The following is a 14564-nucleotide window of genomic DNA, read 5'->3' as shown; positions in this document are numbered from 1 at the left end:
GCCCCTGCTGCTCGTCGGCCACGTCACCAAAGACGGCACGATCGCCGGGCCCCGCCTGCTGGAACACCTCGTGGATGTCGTGTGCAACTTCGAAGGCGACCGCCAGACCGCGCTGCGCTTCGTGCGCCGGCAGAACGCAGAACAATTCCGGGTGAAGAGGCGAGCGAATGGGGTGGATCAGCCCCCGCCGGGAACCGGCGGAAACTCGACTACCTCCGCGAGGCCCGAGTACCGGGGTCCCGCGAGGCGGCCGATCGGCCTGACCCGGGCGGTGTCGATGCGTCCGTCCACCATCACGTCGTCGGCGATGTGCCACGCGACGACCGTACCGACCACGAATTGCCCGCCCGTCGGGCTGAACTCGATCGTCCGGTCATAGCGGCACTCCATGCTGATCGGCACAGCGGCGAGACGTGGAACTCCGACGAAGCGCGACGCGACCGTTTCGAGGCCGAGTTGTTGCGCCTCACTCTGACCCTTCGGCATCCACTCTGAACTTGCATGCAGTCGCTCGAGCAGCGACTCGGTCGCGATGTTCACGACGAACTCGCCGTCTTCCTCGATGTTCTCGATCGTGTCCTTGCGGCTCTCGGCCCGGCGGTTGACGGTGAACCCGAGCATGGCAGGATGCTGGCTTACCCAGGCGAACGAGCTGAACGGTGCGAGATTGGTGGGCTTCGGCGCCGCCCCGCTCGTCACCCAGGCGATCGGGCGCGGCACCACCGATCCGACGAGAAGCCGATAGGTGCTGGCGGGATCGAGCTCTGCGGCGTCGATGAACATCAGTCGAACCTCGGGTTCCTTATGTCGGTGATCTCGATCGGCCACCCCTCGGCGCGAATACGCTCGACCAGGCCGAACGGCAACTCATTCTCGCTGCCCCCGCTGCCGAGCTGCAGCGCGCGCACCCAGACCTCCTTCGTCCGTGACCACACTGTGTCTCTCACGCGCTCCCAGACATCGGGTGGCGAGTCGCGCCACTCCACGTTGAGGTGCACCGCGGCGTGCGCGCAGAGGTGGCGGAGCGCTTCCACCGGCAGCGTCGATGCGAACCGCACATCGAGGAACTGGTCGCCCAGTTCGGCAGGGTCGGGCGCGGCGCCGGTGCGCGCGCTGTGAACCCTCATTGCTGCCGCCCGCGCTTGGATACCGACATGGGCGATCAGCAGCCGACGTGAGACGCCGGGGATCAGCGACGGTGCGGAGAAGCCGGCATCGGGCAGGGCGGCCAAGCGGCGCGCCCAGTACGCCTGCCCCCGTCGGGCGAGCAGCAGCTGGTCGCGGATCTCCGGGTCGACGACCAGGTCAGAACGTCCGGGCACGTCACGCCGCCACGATCAGGTTGCGCATCGCGCCGATGCCGTCCGACTCGGTGACGAGTGTGTCGCCGGCTCGGAGATAGCGCGGGGGCGTGCGGGCGTGACCCACCCCAGACGGGGTCCCCGTCGCGATCACATCGCCCGGCTTCAGTGTGACGATCTGTGAGATGTAGCCCACGAGAGCCGCCGGGTCGAAAACGAGGTCATCGATGCCGCCCTCTTGAACGAGCTCGGATCCGATGCGACATCGCACGACTGCCGCGGTCGAGAACTCGTCGGGAGTGACGATCACCGGTCCCAGGGGGGCCGTCTTCTCAAAGGTTTTACCTTGCAGCCACTGAGTGGTTCGGTTCTGGAAGTCGCGCGCTGTCACGTCATTGATCAACGTGAGGCCGGCGATTGTGGACTGAGGCCCCACGACGACCGCGACCTCCGCTTCCCAATCGACCATGTCGGGGGCGGCTGGCGGGAGCCGGAGCGGATCGTAGGGGCCGATCACGGCCTCGGGAAACTTCGCGAACAGCGTCGGGAACTCGGGAGGGGTCCTGCCCATCTCACGAATGTGCGCACGGTAGTTGAGGCCGACGCACACGATCTTGCTCGGGGCTACCGGAGGGGCCCACTCCTCGTCCGCCACCGAATGCAGCGGGATCTCGGGCCCTGTACTCACTGACGCCCGCGCCCGCCATCCGGGGTCGCGAAGCAGCTCGCCGATGTCGACGACACCTGTGATGCGTACCGCATACTCGCGCTCGACTCGCACCGGGATGGTCGTCCCGCCGCGACGAAGGGTGGCGAGACGCATCAGGTGACGTCCTGCCCCGGCAGGTATGTGCGCGCGAAGCCAAGCCGGTCGATGATGGGCCCGTCATTGAACCGGAACAGGTCGAACGGTCCGTCTGCGCTGAGCATCCATGGCACCCAGCTCGGCACGACGAAGAGGTCGCCCGTTCCGACCCTGTGCTCTTCGTCGCCGAGCGTCACGCGGCCCGAACCTTCGAAGACCTGCCACACCGACGAGCCGACTTCGTGGCGCAATGCGGTCTGGGCGCCGGCGCGCAGCCGGTGGAACTCGCACCGGATGGTCGGCATGACGTCGCCACCCGTGGTGGGGTTCACGTAGCGGACGGCGGCGTGTCCCTGCTCGATGGTGGCCGGGTATCCCTCGTCCTCCAGTGCGAGCTGCTCAGTGAGGGCAGCGTCGGTCGCGGCCCACCGGTACGCGGCCAGCGGCGAACTGATCTTGTCGTCCAGTGCCGATATCGGTCGCAGGCCCGCGTGGCCCCAGAGTCGCTCGGACCGTGAGACCTCGGGTGACGCCTCGTCGGTCACCCGCTCCGACCCGAATTCGAAGAACCCGACGTCGGTGTAGCTCGAGAACGGGATGTCCAGTCCGTCGATCCAGGCCATCGGGTTGTCGGTGTCGTTGTGGTGGCCGTGGAAGTTCCAGCCGGGGGTGAGCAGCAGGTCACCTCGGCTCATCCGCACCGGATCGCCGTTGACGACGGTCCAGACCCCCTCGCCCTCGACCACGAAGCGGAACGCGTTCTGGCTGTGACGGTGCTCCGGCGCGGTCTCATGCCCGCCGAGGTACTGGATGGCGCACCAGAGTGTGGGCGTCGCGTAGCCAGTGCCCGGTAGTCCCGGGTTCACGAGCCCGATCGCGCGGCGCTCGCCCCCCCGCCCGATGGGAACCAGCCGTCCCGACCGCTCGGCGATGTCGAAGAGCGCATCCCAGCGCCAGACGTGCGCGCGTGCGACGGGCGCCGGGGTGAAAGGCATCAGATCGTCGCGCTGGGTCCAGAGCGGTGCGAGGCCGTTGGCCTCGAAGTCGCGGTACAGCGCGGCGAGCGCCAGTTCGTCATTCTGCATCTCATGCACCCCTCATAGGGACGTCCCGACCCCGAACGCGGGGGGCCGGGACGTCGCCGAGCTAGCAGCTCGTCTTGTACAGGTAGTTGGCGTTGTCCGGGTCGTCGACGTTGTCGGCGGTCAGAAGCACGTTCTTGATCGGCTGCGACCCGTCGGGCTCGACCGCCCCACCATCGGGGTTCGCCTCCAAGTACTCGACGATCGCGTCGACCGAGCTCGCGCCGATGTTGAAGGGGTCCTGTGCGATGAGAGCCGTGATGGTCCCCGACCGCAGGGCGTCGACCTCCGGCGGCACCGCGTCGAACGCGATCAGCGTGATCTCGCCGACCTTGCCGGCCTGCTCGATGGCGGCCGCCGCGCCCACCCCGTCGGGACCGGTCGCCGCGATGACGAGCTTGAGGTCGGGGTTCGCGATGATCAGCGCGGCGACGTCCGAGGTGGCCTTGTTCACGTCGAAGCCGCTGTAGACGATCGGCAGCGGAGTGAGGTCTGAGCGCATCTCTTGAACAGCCTCGATGAACGGTACGGTGCGTCCTTCGAGCGGCGGGATGCCGGGGGCGCCGCCCAGCACCACCATGGTGCCGGCGCCCTCCGGAATCAGACCGGCGACATCCTCGGCGAGGCCGCCGGTGTCGGTGTCGCTGTAGACGTTCTTGTACTCGACCTGCGGATCGGTGCCGTTCCCCGAGACCACCGGCACGCCGTCAGCCATCAGCTGGGTGTACTGCGCGACGAACTGATTGTTGTTGAACGGTGTGGCGATGACGCCGTCCGGCTCGCCGAGCAGAGCGGTCTCGAAGTTGCCGGCGATCGCGTTCGCGTCGGTGTCGGTCGACGTGAACAGCTGCAGGTCGACCCCCAGCTCGTCGGCACGGGCTTGAGCGCCGCACGCGATCGTCTGCCAGAACGGGTCGGACAGGTTCTGGTACACGGCTGCGATGGTGATGTCGGCCGGGTCCGCTGGGCTCGGGCTGGAGCAGCCCGCGACGAGCACGACTGCCGTGGCCGCCGTCGCGAGTCCGGCGGTCAGCCGCATGTGGTGATGGATCATCTTTGACTCCTTCTACTTGGTGTTCGGGTTGTGTTGGTCGATCAGTCGGCTCGCGCCGAACGGGTACGGCGCACGGCGGCGACGCGGTCGAGGAGGACGGCGATCAGCAGGACGGCCCCGACAACGATGAGTTGCCAGAAGGCCGAAACTCCGAGGATCACGAGGCCCGTGCGCAGGATGATCGCGAGCGCAGCGCCCCAGACCGCCCCCCAGATGGAGATGCGTCCGCCTTCGAGCAAGGTTCCTCCAATGACGGCGGCCGTGACCGCACCGAGCGCGTCGTTGGCGTGGCCCTGCAGTGCGGTCGATCCGAACCGCGCGAGGTCGATGAACCCCGCCATGCCGGCGAGGCCGCCCCCGAGCACGGTGAGGCTCAGCAGGTGCGCGCGCACACGGATGCCCGAGCGCTCCGCGGCGACGCGCGACGACCCGATCGCCTGGGTCCGCATCCCATAGCGGGTGAACCGCACGACCACCCAGAGCAGGATCGCGACGGCGATGGCGGCGATGGCCGGGATCGGGACGATGCCGATGGTGTTCAGACCGATCGCGAGCTGGAGGGCCGTCGGCATTCCGCTAACGTCACTGCCGCCAGCGATCAGCAGGGCGATGCCGGTGCCGATCCCGAGGGTGCCGAGCGTCGCGATCAGCGAGTTGATCTTGCCCACGGCGATGAGCAGGCCGTTGACGAGCCCGAAAACGATGCCCGTGCCGACGCACGCGAGGAATCCGGCGACAGCCGCGAGCGGGATGTCGTGATAGCTGGAGGCGTCGCCGGGCACCGCCTGGAAGCTCTTCATGACGAGCGCCCCGACCACCGACGAGAGCACCAGGTTCGCGCCGAGGGAGAGATCGAAGATGCCAGCTCCGAGCATCATCGCCAGCCCGAGCGCGAGCAGCAGAATCTGGGAGACGCTGATCAGCAGGGACTCCGCGTTGGCTGCCGAGAAGAAGACGTGGTTGCGGGAGAGCGCGGTGAACAGGGCGAAGAGCGCGATGTCGAAAAGCAGAATCCACGCGGCGCGCGTGCGGACCCAACGGACCACCGGATGGACTGCGCCGATCGCACGGTCGTCGATCCCCTGGGTGATCGGAGAGGTGCTCACGACGCCTCCTCGCGGTAGCCGACCATCGTCGCCACGAGATCGGGGACCGTAAGCGCGGCCGCGGGCGACTCGAGCACCGTCTCGCCGCGCCAAAGCACGGTGATCTTGTCGGCCGCCTTCAGGATGCGGGGCAGGTCGTGGGAGATCACCAGGACGCCGAGGCCCTTCGACGCGACCGTGCGCATGAGCTCGGCGATGATGTCGGACTGGCGGGCGCCCAGTGCGGCTGTCGGCTCGTCCATGAGAACGGCTGTCGATGACCACATCACGGCCTTCGCGACTGCAACCGCTTGCCGCTGACCGCCGGAGAGGTCGCTCACCGGCACAGCTAGCGAGGGCAGTGTGATCCCCAGTTCTCGCAGCGACTCCGCCGCTCGTTCGGACATCTCGCGCCGGCGCAGGAAACCGAGCCCCCTGATCTGCTCGTGCCCGAGGAACATGTTGTCGACCACAGAGAGGTCGGGGGCGAGCGCGAGGTCCTGGTGCACGGCATCGACGCCGAGGGCCTGCGCCTCTCGGATGCCGGAGAGCTGAACGGGTTCTCCGCCGATGATTACCTCACCATCGTCGGGCTTGTTGATGCCGAGGAGGGTCTTGACGAGGGTCGACTTCCCGGCGCCGTTGTCGCCAACGAGGGCGACGACTTCGCCGGCGGCGACCGACACACTCGCATCGCGCAAGGCCTGGACATGACCGAACCGCTTCGCGATGTGTCGCGCGGCGATGACCGGTGCGGGGTTCTCCATCGAATCGCTTCCTGTTCGCACGTTCGTTCGCAATCTGAACGACGGGGCCCGTTGTGAGCGGCCCCATCATAGGCAGACGGGAAGAGCGACTCATGCAAATTGGCGGCAACCGTTCATTGCTCGTACAATTCAACGCGACTATCGTTGCTCTTCGTCCCGAAACTTGACAGTTCGTCCTTCTCTGATTGGAATCGCCTCATGGTCGCCGACGACGCACTCGACGGAACCGGCTCGCAGTCCGCTCTTCGGAGGTCGAACGAACGCCTCATTCTCGACACGCTGCGCACGCTGGGCCCCGCCTCTCAAGCGACCCTTGCGCGCAACAGCGGCCTGTCCAAGTCGGCGGTGAACGCGATCGTTCGAGCCCTCGCGGCCGACGGCGTGCTGGAGGTGCGACCGGGTGCTACAGGGCGTGAGACAGAGGTCGCTCTCATCGGGCCGCGCGGTGCCCTCGTCGCACTGGACCTCGGCCATCAGCGCCTCCACGGATCGGTGATCTCGTTCGATCAGCAGCATCGTGTCGACGAAGTGGTGGATCTCGGCCGCGAACACGACGCGTCGTCGGATGTAGCCACCGTGTCCGAGCTCGTCGAGCGTCTTCTCGAGCAAGCGGGTGTCTCGCGCGCGGAAGTGGACCGGGTGCGCGTCGGCGTTCACGCGCCGTACGACGCGCTCACCCGCACCATCTCGCCGACCGGGATCCTGCCCGGCTGGGAGGGAAGTGACGTGGAGGCGATGCTTTCGGCGGCGCTCGACCTGCCGGTCGAGGTTGACAACGACGCCAACTACGCCGCCCTCGCCGAGTGGAGCTGGGGCGCAGGCCGGGGGTCGCGCAACCTCCTCTACGTCAAGTCATCGAACGGAATCGGATCCGGTCTCATCATCAACAACCAGGTGTATCGCGGGTCGAACGGTCTGGCGGGCGAGCTCGGTCACATCGTGGTCGACAGTCGCGGCGCGCTCTGCAACTGCGGCAACCGTGGCTGCTTGAGCGCGGTCGCCTCGGGACGTGCGCTCCTGCTCGAACTGGCCGCCGCGGGGTCGCCACGGGAGTCGCTGCAACAGGTGATCGCCGATGCTCAAGCTGGAGATCTCGCGTGCCGCCGCATCGTCGGCGAGGCGGGACGATACCTCGGCGTCGGTCTGTCTCACGCCGTAAAGCTGATAGCACCCGACACGATCATCATCGGCGGCGAACTCGCCGCGGCAGGCACCTTGCTGCTCGACAGCGTGAAAGCTGAGCTGTCGGCGAACGCGCTGCAAAGCGTGTCGGGCATGCCCCGCGTCGAGCCGGGCTTGCGCCGCGGCGACATGTCCATCCTGGGGTGCGTCGCCGCCGTCCTCGCCGGGAGCGGGTACGGGATGAGCGAGCTGCCGACCTGGATTCTGACCCCCACCGGCCAGCGCGTGCGGGAGACTGTCTGATGCCCCGCCCATCGCAGGTACTTCTCTCTGCCGAGGAGTTCGCCGAACTTGCCGCACGACTCGCCGACGTGGATCCCGGGCTGACGGATCCGCCAGCCGGGATCGCGGCCGTGCGAGCTGGCAGGGTGGTCTCGCTCGGCGACCCGCCCGCGCATCCGGCCCTCGCGGCCGACGTCCAGGCAGCACCCCACGCGCCCAGCCCATACCGGCTGCACCAGTGGGCCGATCACGGCCCCGGCTGGGTCGCGACAAACGACCGGCTCGACCTCGACATCCACGGCGCCCCGTCGATGACGCATCTCGACAGCACCAGCCACTTCGAGTGGCCGGAGTCTCCGGTGCCGGCCGGATCGCGCGGCGGCTCGCTCGCGTCTCTCGCATCGTCGGGCGTGGTCGGCCGCGGCGTGCTGATCGACGTACCCGGGGTTCTCGGGCCGCTCGCTCCCGGCGACGTGGTCACGCACGCCGACCTGATCGCGACCCTCGATCGCACGGGGACCGACGTCCGTCCAGGCGACGCTCTCTACCTGCGATTCGGGAGAGAAGGCATCGCCCGCTCTGACGTGCCGCTCGGCTCGTCGCCGACCTCCGGCTTGAGCATCGACTGCGCCGAGTGGCTCGCCGGAGCCCGACCCTCGCTCGTCGCCACCGATGAAGGCCTGGACTCCGCGCCCAGTGAGGTGGCTGGGCAACCGACCCCGTGGCATCTGCTCCTGCTCACCGTGCTGGGTGTGCCGCTCGTCGACCGTGCGCGGTTGGGCGAACTCTCCGACGAGTGCGCCGCCGCCGGTCGCTGGGAATTCCTGAGTGTCATCGCGCCGCTTCCGATCCCCGACGCGTCCGGCTCTCCTGTCAACCCGCTGGCGATCCTCTGAGGCCCCTGTGACCAGACCACCATTTCCCACCGCCGTCATCTTCGATTTGGATGGCGTGCTGGTCGACACCGCGCGTTTCCACCTGGCGGCGTGGCGCCGGATCGCCGACGAACTCGGCTTCGAGTTCGACGACGAGGTCGGCGAGGCGCTCAAGGGAGTCGGCCGGGAAGCCGCCTTGCTCGTGCTGACGCGCTCGGGCGGGGTCGAACTGGATGCCGCCACCGCCGAGCGGACGGCGCAACGGAAGAACCGGTACTACAACGAATCGCTCGCAACTCTGGATGCGAGCGCCTTCCTTCCGGGTGCCGAAGCGGCTCTCGGCTGGCTGCATGGCCGCGGCATCCCCATTGCGCTGGCTTCGGCGAGCCGCAACGCCCGGACGATCCTGGTCGCCTGCGGAATCGAAGACCGTTTCGACGCGATCGTCGATGGCACCTCGGTGCCCTTAGCGAAACCTGATCCGGCCGTGTTCCTTGCTGCGGCGGCGGCGATCGGGGTCGACCCTTCGGAGGCGATCGTGTTCGAAGACGCGATTGCGGGCGTCGACGGGGCGCTCCGGGCGGGATGCCGCGTGATCGGCGTCGGTGACCCCGCCGTGCTCCTGCGGGCGGAGCTGACGGTGCCCGACCTGACCGGCGTCGACTGGCCCGCGCTGATGGGACGGGCGTGACCATGGACCTGCGGAAGGCACCCTTCGCGCTCGACGACGGCGGCGTCGACTGGGTCGAGAGCACGCTCGAGATCATGACCGTCGAGCAGAAGGTGGGCCAGGTGCTCTGCGTCTACCTGCACTCCACCGACATGGCCGAGTGGACGGCGTGGCTCGCCGAACGCGAGATCGAACCGGGCGCGATGATGCTGACCGCTCGCCCGCGACTCGACGCCCGCACCCACGTGGCCGAGTTGCAAGAGTGGTCGTCGATCCCTCTGCTGATCGCGGGAAACCTTGAGTCGGGCGCCGTGAACTTCCTCTCCGACACCGAGGCGTTCGCCAACCCGATGCAGGTCGCCGCCACAGGGGACGTGCTGCACGCACAGCGCCTCGCCGAGCACTGCGCGCGCGTCGCGAACGAGGTAGGGATCACCTGGGCGTTCGCGCCCGTCATTGATTTGGCGATGAACCCGCAGAACCCGATCACGAACACGCGCACGTTCGGCAGCGACCCCGCCGTGGTCGCCGAGTTCGGTGCTGTGTATATCGAGGCGCTCGAGTCCCGCGGGATCGCGACGAGCCCTAAGCATTTCCCCGGCGACGGTGTCGACGACCGGGACCAGCACCTGGCGACCACTTCGAACGACCTGGATGCCGACAGCTGGTGGGCGACGTTCGGGGAGGTGTACCGCCGCACGATCGCGGCCGGAACGCGAACCATCATGGTCGGACACATCCGGCAGCCCGCGCTGAGCCGAGCAGCCCGACCGGGAATCGCCGACGCGGAACTGCTGCCCGCAAGCCTCGCGCCGGAACTGGTTACCGGCGTGCTGCGAGAGCAGCTCGGCTTCAATGGGCTCATCGTCACCGACAACTCCGCCATGACCGGCTTCACGACAGTCATGGCGCGCGGCGAGGCCCTCGCGGCAGCCTTGAATGCGGGCGTCGACATGATCCTCGGCAACGTCGACGTCGAGGAGGACTTCGCCCTGCTGCTCGCCGCAGTTCGCGATGGCCGGATCTCCGGCGATCGGATCGATGACGCGGTGCGGCGGGTGTTAGCCGTCAAATCCTCGATCGGGCTCCCTGCGGGCACCGACCGCGCCGACCGCGACCTCCCGGACGTCGAGCAGGAGCGCGCCTGGCGCGACGAGGTCGCAGCCCGGGCCGTAACCCTCGTGAAGGACACCCAGAGACTCCTCCCGCTCGATCCGGCGCGCCACCGCCGGGTTTTGGTGTGTGTCATCGGCGACGAGCCGACGTTCTACGACCCGAGCGGGCCGTTCGCGCCGCAGTTCGTCGACGGATTGCGTGCCCGCGGCTTCGAGGTGGAACAGCGCACGGTGCCCCATGTCACGACCGCGGTCGAGGCATCCCGGTTGCACGAGCGATTCGACGTCTTCATCTACTTCGCCGTGCACAGGTTCATCGGTAACGCGAACACGTCGCGCGTCAGCTGGGCGCCATGGCAGGGTTTCGACGCACCAAGACACGTCGTCACGCTTCCCACGGCGCTCGTCTCGATCGCCGACCCGTACCTGCTGCAAGACCTGCCGATGGTGCGCACGGCCATCAACTGCTACACCCCGACCCCCTCGACCGTCGACGCCGCTATCGCGGTGCTCGTCGGCGAGAGGCCGGCACTCGGTCGTAGTCCGGTCGATCCGTTTGCCGGACACTGGGACGCGGCGCTATGAGGATCGGAGTGGTGGGAGGAGGCCCGGGCGGGCTGTTCTTCGCGACTCTCGCGAAGCGGGACATCCCTCACGCCCAGGTCGTGCTGTTCGAGCGGAACGGCGCGGGCGAGGCCTTCGGCTTCGGCGTGGTCTTCTCCGACCGGACTCTCGAGATCATCGACGCGGCTCACCCGGTGCTGCGGGAGGCACTCGCCGACGAAGGCGTTCGCTGGGATCCGATCCGCGTCGACCTCAAGGGCGAGTCGTACTCCTTCGCAGGCAACGGGATGTCGGCGGTTCACCGTCGCGTGCTGCTCGGCAGGCTCCAGAAGGCTGCGCGCGACGAAGGTGTCGACCTGCGGTTCCACAGCGAGGTGTCGGGGCTCGCGGACCTGGCCGACTTCGACGTGGTGGTCGCCGCCGACGGCGCCAACTCGCGGCTGCGCGAGGAGGTCGGCGCCGACGCCCTCGGGTCGACCGTCGAGGTGGCGACCGCAAAGTTCATCTGGTTCGCGACCCATCAGCCCTTCGATGGACTCACCTTCCTGCACCGTCGCAGCGAACACGGCAACTTCGCCGCACACGTCTACCCGATCGGCGGCGACCTGAGCACGTTCATCGTGGAAACCGACGAAGCGACCTGGCGGCGCGCCGGACTCGACTCGTTCGACCCCACGACCCCTCCCGGCTCGTCCGACGAGGGCGCGCGACGCTATCTCGAGTCGGTATTCGCGGACGACCTCGGCGGGCATGGCCTGATCGGCAACAACTCACGGTGGGGCAACTTCCGCACCCGGCACACCGCCTCATGGCACGTCGGCAACGTCGTCTTTCTCGGCGATTCCGTGCACACCGCGCACTTCTCGGTCGGCTCGGGCACCAAGATGGCGATGGAGGATGCCGTCGGGCTGGCCGCGGAGCTGGCCGCGACGCCGGATGACCTTCCCAACGCGTTCCGTCGGTATGCGGAGGCCCGCCGACCTCAGGTCACGCGCATCCAACACGCCGCCCAGTCGAGTCTCAGCTGGTGGGAGCACTTCGAGTTCTATTACGGCGCGCTCGATCCGCTCGACTTCGCGTTCCACTTTTTCGCCCGGAGCATCGACATCGAGCGCATCCGCCGTCGCGATCCCGAGCTGGCCGCGGCCGTCGAGCAACACTGGCTCGACCGGCACGGGTCGGCGCCGCTCGACACCCCGCTCACGGTGGGTGACGCGACTCTCTCGGGTCGACGTCTCAGATGGGATCCGGAGTCGGCGACCCTGTCGGACACCTCCGGAAACCGCGTGACCGTCGACCGCGCGACCGAGCTCTTCGAAGCCCCCCAGGATGAGCGCATGGCAACACAGCTGACCGCGACGCCAGGCATGCGCGTCGCCGTTGTCCACGGCGGCACGTCCGTCACGCGCAGCCTCGTGGCCGAGCGATTCCGACTTGCCGCCGGCACCGTCGCCGTCTCAGTCGGCGACGATCTGAACGACTCAGGAGCAGCGACGCTCCTGCTCAGCGGGCGCGCCGACGCGGTCGCTCGCACCACCTAGGAGAGACCATGTCCCTGCCCGGCACTGTCCCGTGGCCACCCGAGTTCGCGTCCCGCTACCGCTCCGAGGGGTATTGGGAGGACCGTCCCATTGGCGACTATATCGCCGACGCAGCGGCAGCGGCGCCCGAGCGCGTCGCGGTCGTCACACCCGAGGTGCGGATGACCTACGACGAACTGATGAGCCGTGCGGATGCTGCTGCGGCGCGTCTGCACGGGATGGGGCTGCGACCCGGCGATCGCATCCTGCTGCAGTTGCCCAACGACTGGCCCTTCATCGTCCTCACCCTCGCGTGCTTCCGTTCTGGCGTCATCCCGGTGATGGCCCTCCCCGCTCATCGACTGCACGAGTTGAGCCACCTCGCACGGATGGCGGAAGCGCGCGCCATCGCAGTGCCCGATCGGGTGCGCGACTTCGATCACGTCGAACTTGCACGGCAGGTGGCCGCCGAGGCCGTGTCGGTCGAGACGATTCTGGTTTCCGGTGCCGCACCTGACGACTGCGTGTCGTTGGCCGATCTCCTCGCTCCGGCGGCAGCCGATCACAACCAGTTGGACCACGCGCCCGACCCGGATTCGCCAGCGTGCTTCCTGTTGTCGGGGGGCACCACCGGGCTGCCGAAGTTGATAGTCCGAACTCACAACGATTACGCCTACAACGTGCGCGCCACCGCTTCGGCAACCGGATTCTCTGAGCGGACCGTGTACTTGAGCACCCTTCCCGCGAGTCACAACTTCGCGCTCGCATGCCCCGGCATCCTGGGCGCACTCTTCGTGGGCGGCACGGCGGTGATGCTGCCGAGTCCTGAACCCGCCCGCGCGTTCGAGACGATCCGCCGCGAAGGCGTGACGGTCGCATCCGCCGTACCCGCTGTCGCGCAGCGCTGGCTCGAGCATCAACGCGAGAGCGGCGCCGGGCCCATGCCCTCCTTTGAGGTGCTTCAGGTCGGTGGCTCACGCATGCCCGACGAACTGGCCGCCCGCGTCCGACCCGAGCTCGGCGCAACGCTTCAGCAGGTCTTCGGCATGGCTGAGGGTCTGATCAACATGACCCGTCTCGACGACCCCGACGACGTCATCCTGACCACTCAGGGGCGACCGGTGTCCCCAGCCGACGAGATCCGGATCCTTGACGACCAGGGTGGCGAACTGCCGGACGATGCGGTGGGCTCGATCGTGACTCGCGGACCCTACACGCCCCGCGGATACTTCCAGGCGAAGGAGCAGAATGCGCGCGCGTTCCTTGATGGCTGGTACGCGTCAGGCGATCTCGTGCAGCGCAGACCCGACGGCAACCTGGTCGTGCACGGGCGCGACAAGGACACGATCAATCGCGGGGGCGAGAAGATCTCGGCCGAAGAGGTCGAGAGCTTCGCATACCGGATCGACGGAATCCGGCTCGCGGCCGTCGTGGGTACTCCCGATCCAATCCTTGGAGAACGGATCTGCCTGTGCGTCGTCTTAAGGACAGAGGTCACCGTGACGCTCGACGATGTGCGGGCCTCCTTCGCGAGGGCAGGGTTGGCGCCGTTCAAGCACCCTGAGCAACTCGAACTCCTCGATGAAATGCCGCTGACCAAGGTGGGAAAGGTGGATAAAGCCGCCCTCCGAACGCGATTCGCCAACGAGAGGCTGAAGTCCCCGCCTGCCTGACGGCCCAGGGAGCGAGACCCCGGGCCGCCCGTGGACTAGCTCACGGGTACCGGACCAACCGCGCGCCGGCATCCGCGCGACTTGAGATAGGCGGCAACGCGTAGCGACTCTGCACAGGGTGCCCTGGGTTCCCTGTCGAGGTCGGCGGCTGGCCGTACTCTCGACCCATGGCTCGCCCCTCGACCCCCGGATTCGCGTGCCGGGAGTGCGGCTGGACCACCGTCAAGTGGCAGGGCCGCTGCGGCGAGTGCCAGGCGTGGGACTCGCTCGTCGAGCAGGGGGCACCGACATCCAAGGTGACGGCAGCCGCCGTCTCTGAGACGCGCGCCGCCCGCCCGATCACCCAGATCGGCGCCGAGTCGAGCGTGCACCGCCCGAGCGGCATCGGGGAGTTCGACCGGGTGCTCGGCGGCGGCATCGTGCCGGGCGCCGCGATCCTGCTCTCGGGTGAGCCGGGCGTCGGCAAGTCGACGCTGCTGCTCGAGGTCGCCGCCCGCGTTGCTGCGAATGGTGCCCGGGTGTTGTACGTGAGCGCCGAGGAGTCCGCCGCCCAGGTGCGGCTGCGCGCCGACCGCACGGGCGCGCTCCGTGACGAGCTCTACCTCGCCGCCGAAACCGACCTCGCGACGATCCTCGGCCAGGTGGATGC

The 14564-nt window shown here is 68.1% G+C and carries 14 protein-coding genes; 7 read left to right on the top strand and 7 right to left on the bottom strand.

The window, feature by feature from the left end:
• Window positions 1-177: 177 nt before the first annotated feature.
• The 7 genes from IE173_RS15320 to IE173_RS15290 form a co-directional block, all read right to left on the bottom strand.
• Window positions 178-783: a flavin reductase family protein gene (locus IE173_RS15320; RefSeq protein ID WP_191284399.1), complete on the bottom strand. Its 606-nt coding sequence runs from the start codon at window positions 781-783 to the stop codon at window positions 178-180.
• Window positions 783-1322 (bottom strand): maleylpyruvate isomerase N-terminal domain-containing protein, encoded by a 540-nt coding sequence (locus IE173_RS15315; RefSeq protein WP_191284398.1) that lies wholly within the window; start codon window positions 1320-1322, stop codon window positions 783-785. The genes IE173_RS15320 and IE173_RS15315 overlap by 1 nt, the downstream gene beginning before the upstream one ends.
• Window position 1323: 1 nt before the next feature.
• A complete protein-coding gene (locus tag IE173_RS15310; protein ID WP_191284397.1) occupies window positions 1324-2124 on the bottom strand; it encodes a fumarylacetoacetate hydrolase family protein in 801 nt (266 codons plus the stop codon).
• Window positions 2124-3191: a cupin domain-containing protein gene (locus tag IE173_RS15305; protein WP_191284396.1), complete on the bottom strand. Its 1068-nt coding sequence runs from the start codon at window positions 3189-3191 to the stop codon at window positions 2124-2126. The genes IE173_RS15310 and IE173_RS15305 overlap by 1 nt, the downstream gene beginning before the upstream one ends.
• Before the next feature lie 61 nt (window positions 3192-3252).
• Window positions 3253-4242: a sugar ABC transporter substrate-binding protein gene (locus tag IE173_RS15300; protein WP_191284395.1), complete on the bottom strand. Its 990-nt coding sequence runs from the start codon at window positions 4240-4242 to the stop codon at window positions 3253-3255.
• Window positions 4243-4283: 41 nt separating this feature from the next.
• Entirely contained in the window at window positions 4284-5348 is a 1065-nt protein-coding gene (locus tag IE173_RS15295) for an ABC transporter permease (protein ID WP_191284394.1), read from the bottom strand.
• Window positions 5345-6094: an ATP-binding cassette domain-containing protein gene (locus IE173_RS15290; RefSeq protein ID WP_191284393.1), complete on the bottom strand. Its 750-nt coding sequence runs from the start codon at window positions 6092-6094 to the stop codon at window positions 5345-5347. The genes IE173_RS15295 and IE173_RS15290 overlap by 4 nt, the downstream gene beginning before the upstream one ends.
• A 99-nt stretch (window positions 6095-6193) precedes the next feature.
• Between IE173_RS15290 and IE173_RS15285 the strand changes: the two genes are divergently transcribed.
• From IE173_RS15285 to IE173_RS15255, 7 genes are all read left to right on the top strand, one after another.
• Complete coding sequence (locus IE173_RS15285) at window positions 6194-7519, top strand: ROK family transcriptional regulator (protein ID WP_191284392.1); 1326 nt, start codon at window positions 6194-6196, stop codon at window positions 7517-7519.
• The gene (locus IE173_RS15280) at window positions 7519-8394 is read left to right on the top strand and encodes a cyclase family protein (protein WP_191284391.1); all 876 of its coding nucleotides are present in this window, start codon (window positions 7519-7521) and stop codon (window positions 8392-8394) included. The genes IE173_RS15285 and IE173_RS15280 overlap by 1 nt, the downstream gene beginning before the upstream one ends.
• 7 nt (window positions 8395-8401) lie before the next feature.
• Window positions 8402-9064: a beta-phosphoglucomutase gene (gene pgmB, locus IE173_RS15275; RefSeq protein WP_191284390.1), complete on the top strand. Its 663-nt coding sequence runs from the start codon at window positions 8402-8404 to the stop codon at window positions 9062-9064.
• 2 nt (window positions 9065-9066) lie between these two features.
• Window positions 9067-10743, top strand: a complete 1677-nt coding sequence (locus tag IE173_RS15270; protein WP_191284389.1) for a glycoside hydrolase family 3 protein — start codon at window positions 9067-9069, stop codon at window positions 10741-10743.
• An 8-nt stretch (window positions 10744-10751) separates the two neighbouring features.
• Window positions 10752-12263, top strand: coding sequence for an FAD-dependent monooxygenase (locus tag IE173_RS15265; RefSeq protein ID WP_229842153.1), 1512 nt, complete (start codon window positions 10752-10754; stop codon window positions 12261-12263).
• A gap of 8 nt (window positions 12264-12271) precedes the next feature.
• Window positions 12272-13915: a (2,3-dihydroxybenzoyl)adenylate synthase gene (locus tag IE173_RS15260; RefSeq protein ID WP_191284387.1), complete on the top strand. Its 1644-nt coding sequence runs from the start codon at window positions 12272-12274 to the stop codon at window positions 13913-13915.
• Window positions 13916-14082: 167 nt separating this feature from the next.
• A partial coding sequence (locus IE173_RS15255; RefSeq protein ID WP_191284386.1) for an ATPase domain-containing protein occupies window positions 14083-14564 on the top strand: 482 nt, incomplete at its 3' end.

Origin of the sequence: Pseudolysinimonas yzui, from assembly GCF_014653215.1 — a bacterium.
Classification (GTDB): domain Bacteria; phylum Actinomycetota; class Actinomycetes; order Actinomycetales; family Microbacteriaceae; genus Pseudolysinimonas_A; species Pseudolysinimonas_A yzui.
Note: the sequence above shows the minus strand (reverse complement) of the source record. Positions and strands in the feature narration are given on the sequence as shown.

Bases quoted from the DNA above. Each gene is read 5' to 3' on its own strand.
- IE173_RS15320 (WP_191284399.1), bottom strand. From the start codon at position 783: ATGTTCATCGACGCCGCAGAGCTCGATCCCGCCAGCACCTATCGGCTT.
- IE173_RS15310 (WP_191284397.1), bottom strand. From the start codon at position 2,124: ATGCGTCTCGCCACCCTTCGTCGCGGCGGGACGACCATCCCGGTGCGA.
- IE173_RS15290 (WP_191284393.1), bottom strand. From the start codon at position 6,094: ATGGAGAACCCCGCACCGGTCATCGCCGCGCGACACATCGCGAAGCGG.
- IE173_RS15300 (WP_191284395.1), bottom strand. From the start codon at position 4,242: ATGATCCATCACCACATGCGGCTGACCGCCGGACTCGCGACGGCGGCC.
- IE173_RS15280 (WP_191284391.1), top strand. From the start codon at position 7,519: ATGCCCCGCCCATCGCAGGTACTTCTCTCTGCCGAGGAGTTCGCCGAA.
- IE173_RS15260 (WP_191284387.1), top strand. From the start codon at position 12,272: ATGTCCCTGCCCGGCACTGTCCCGTGGCCACCCGAGTTCGCGTCCCGC.
- IE173_RS15305 (WP_191284396.1), bottom strand. From the start codon at position 3,191: ATGCAGAATGACGAACTGGCGCTCGCCGCGCTGTACCGCGACTTCGAG.
- IE173_RS15270 (WP_191284389.1), top strand. From the start codon at position 9,067: ATGGACCTGCGGAAGGCACCCTTCGCGCTCGACGACGGCGGCGTCGAC.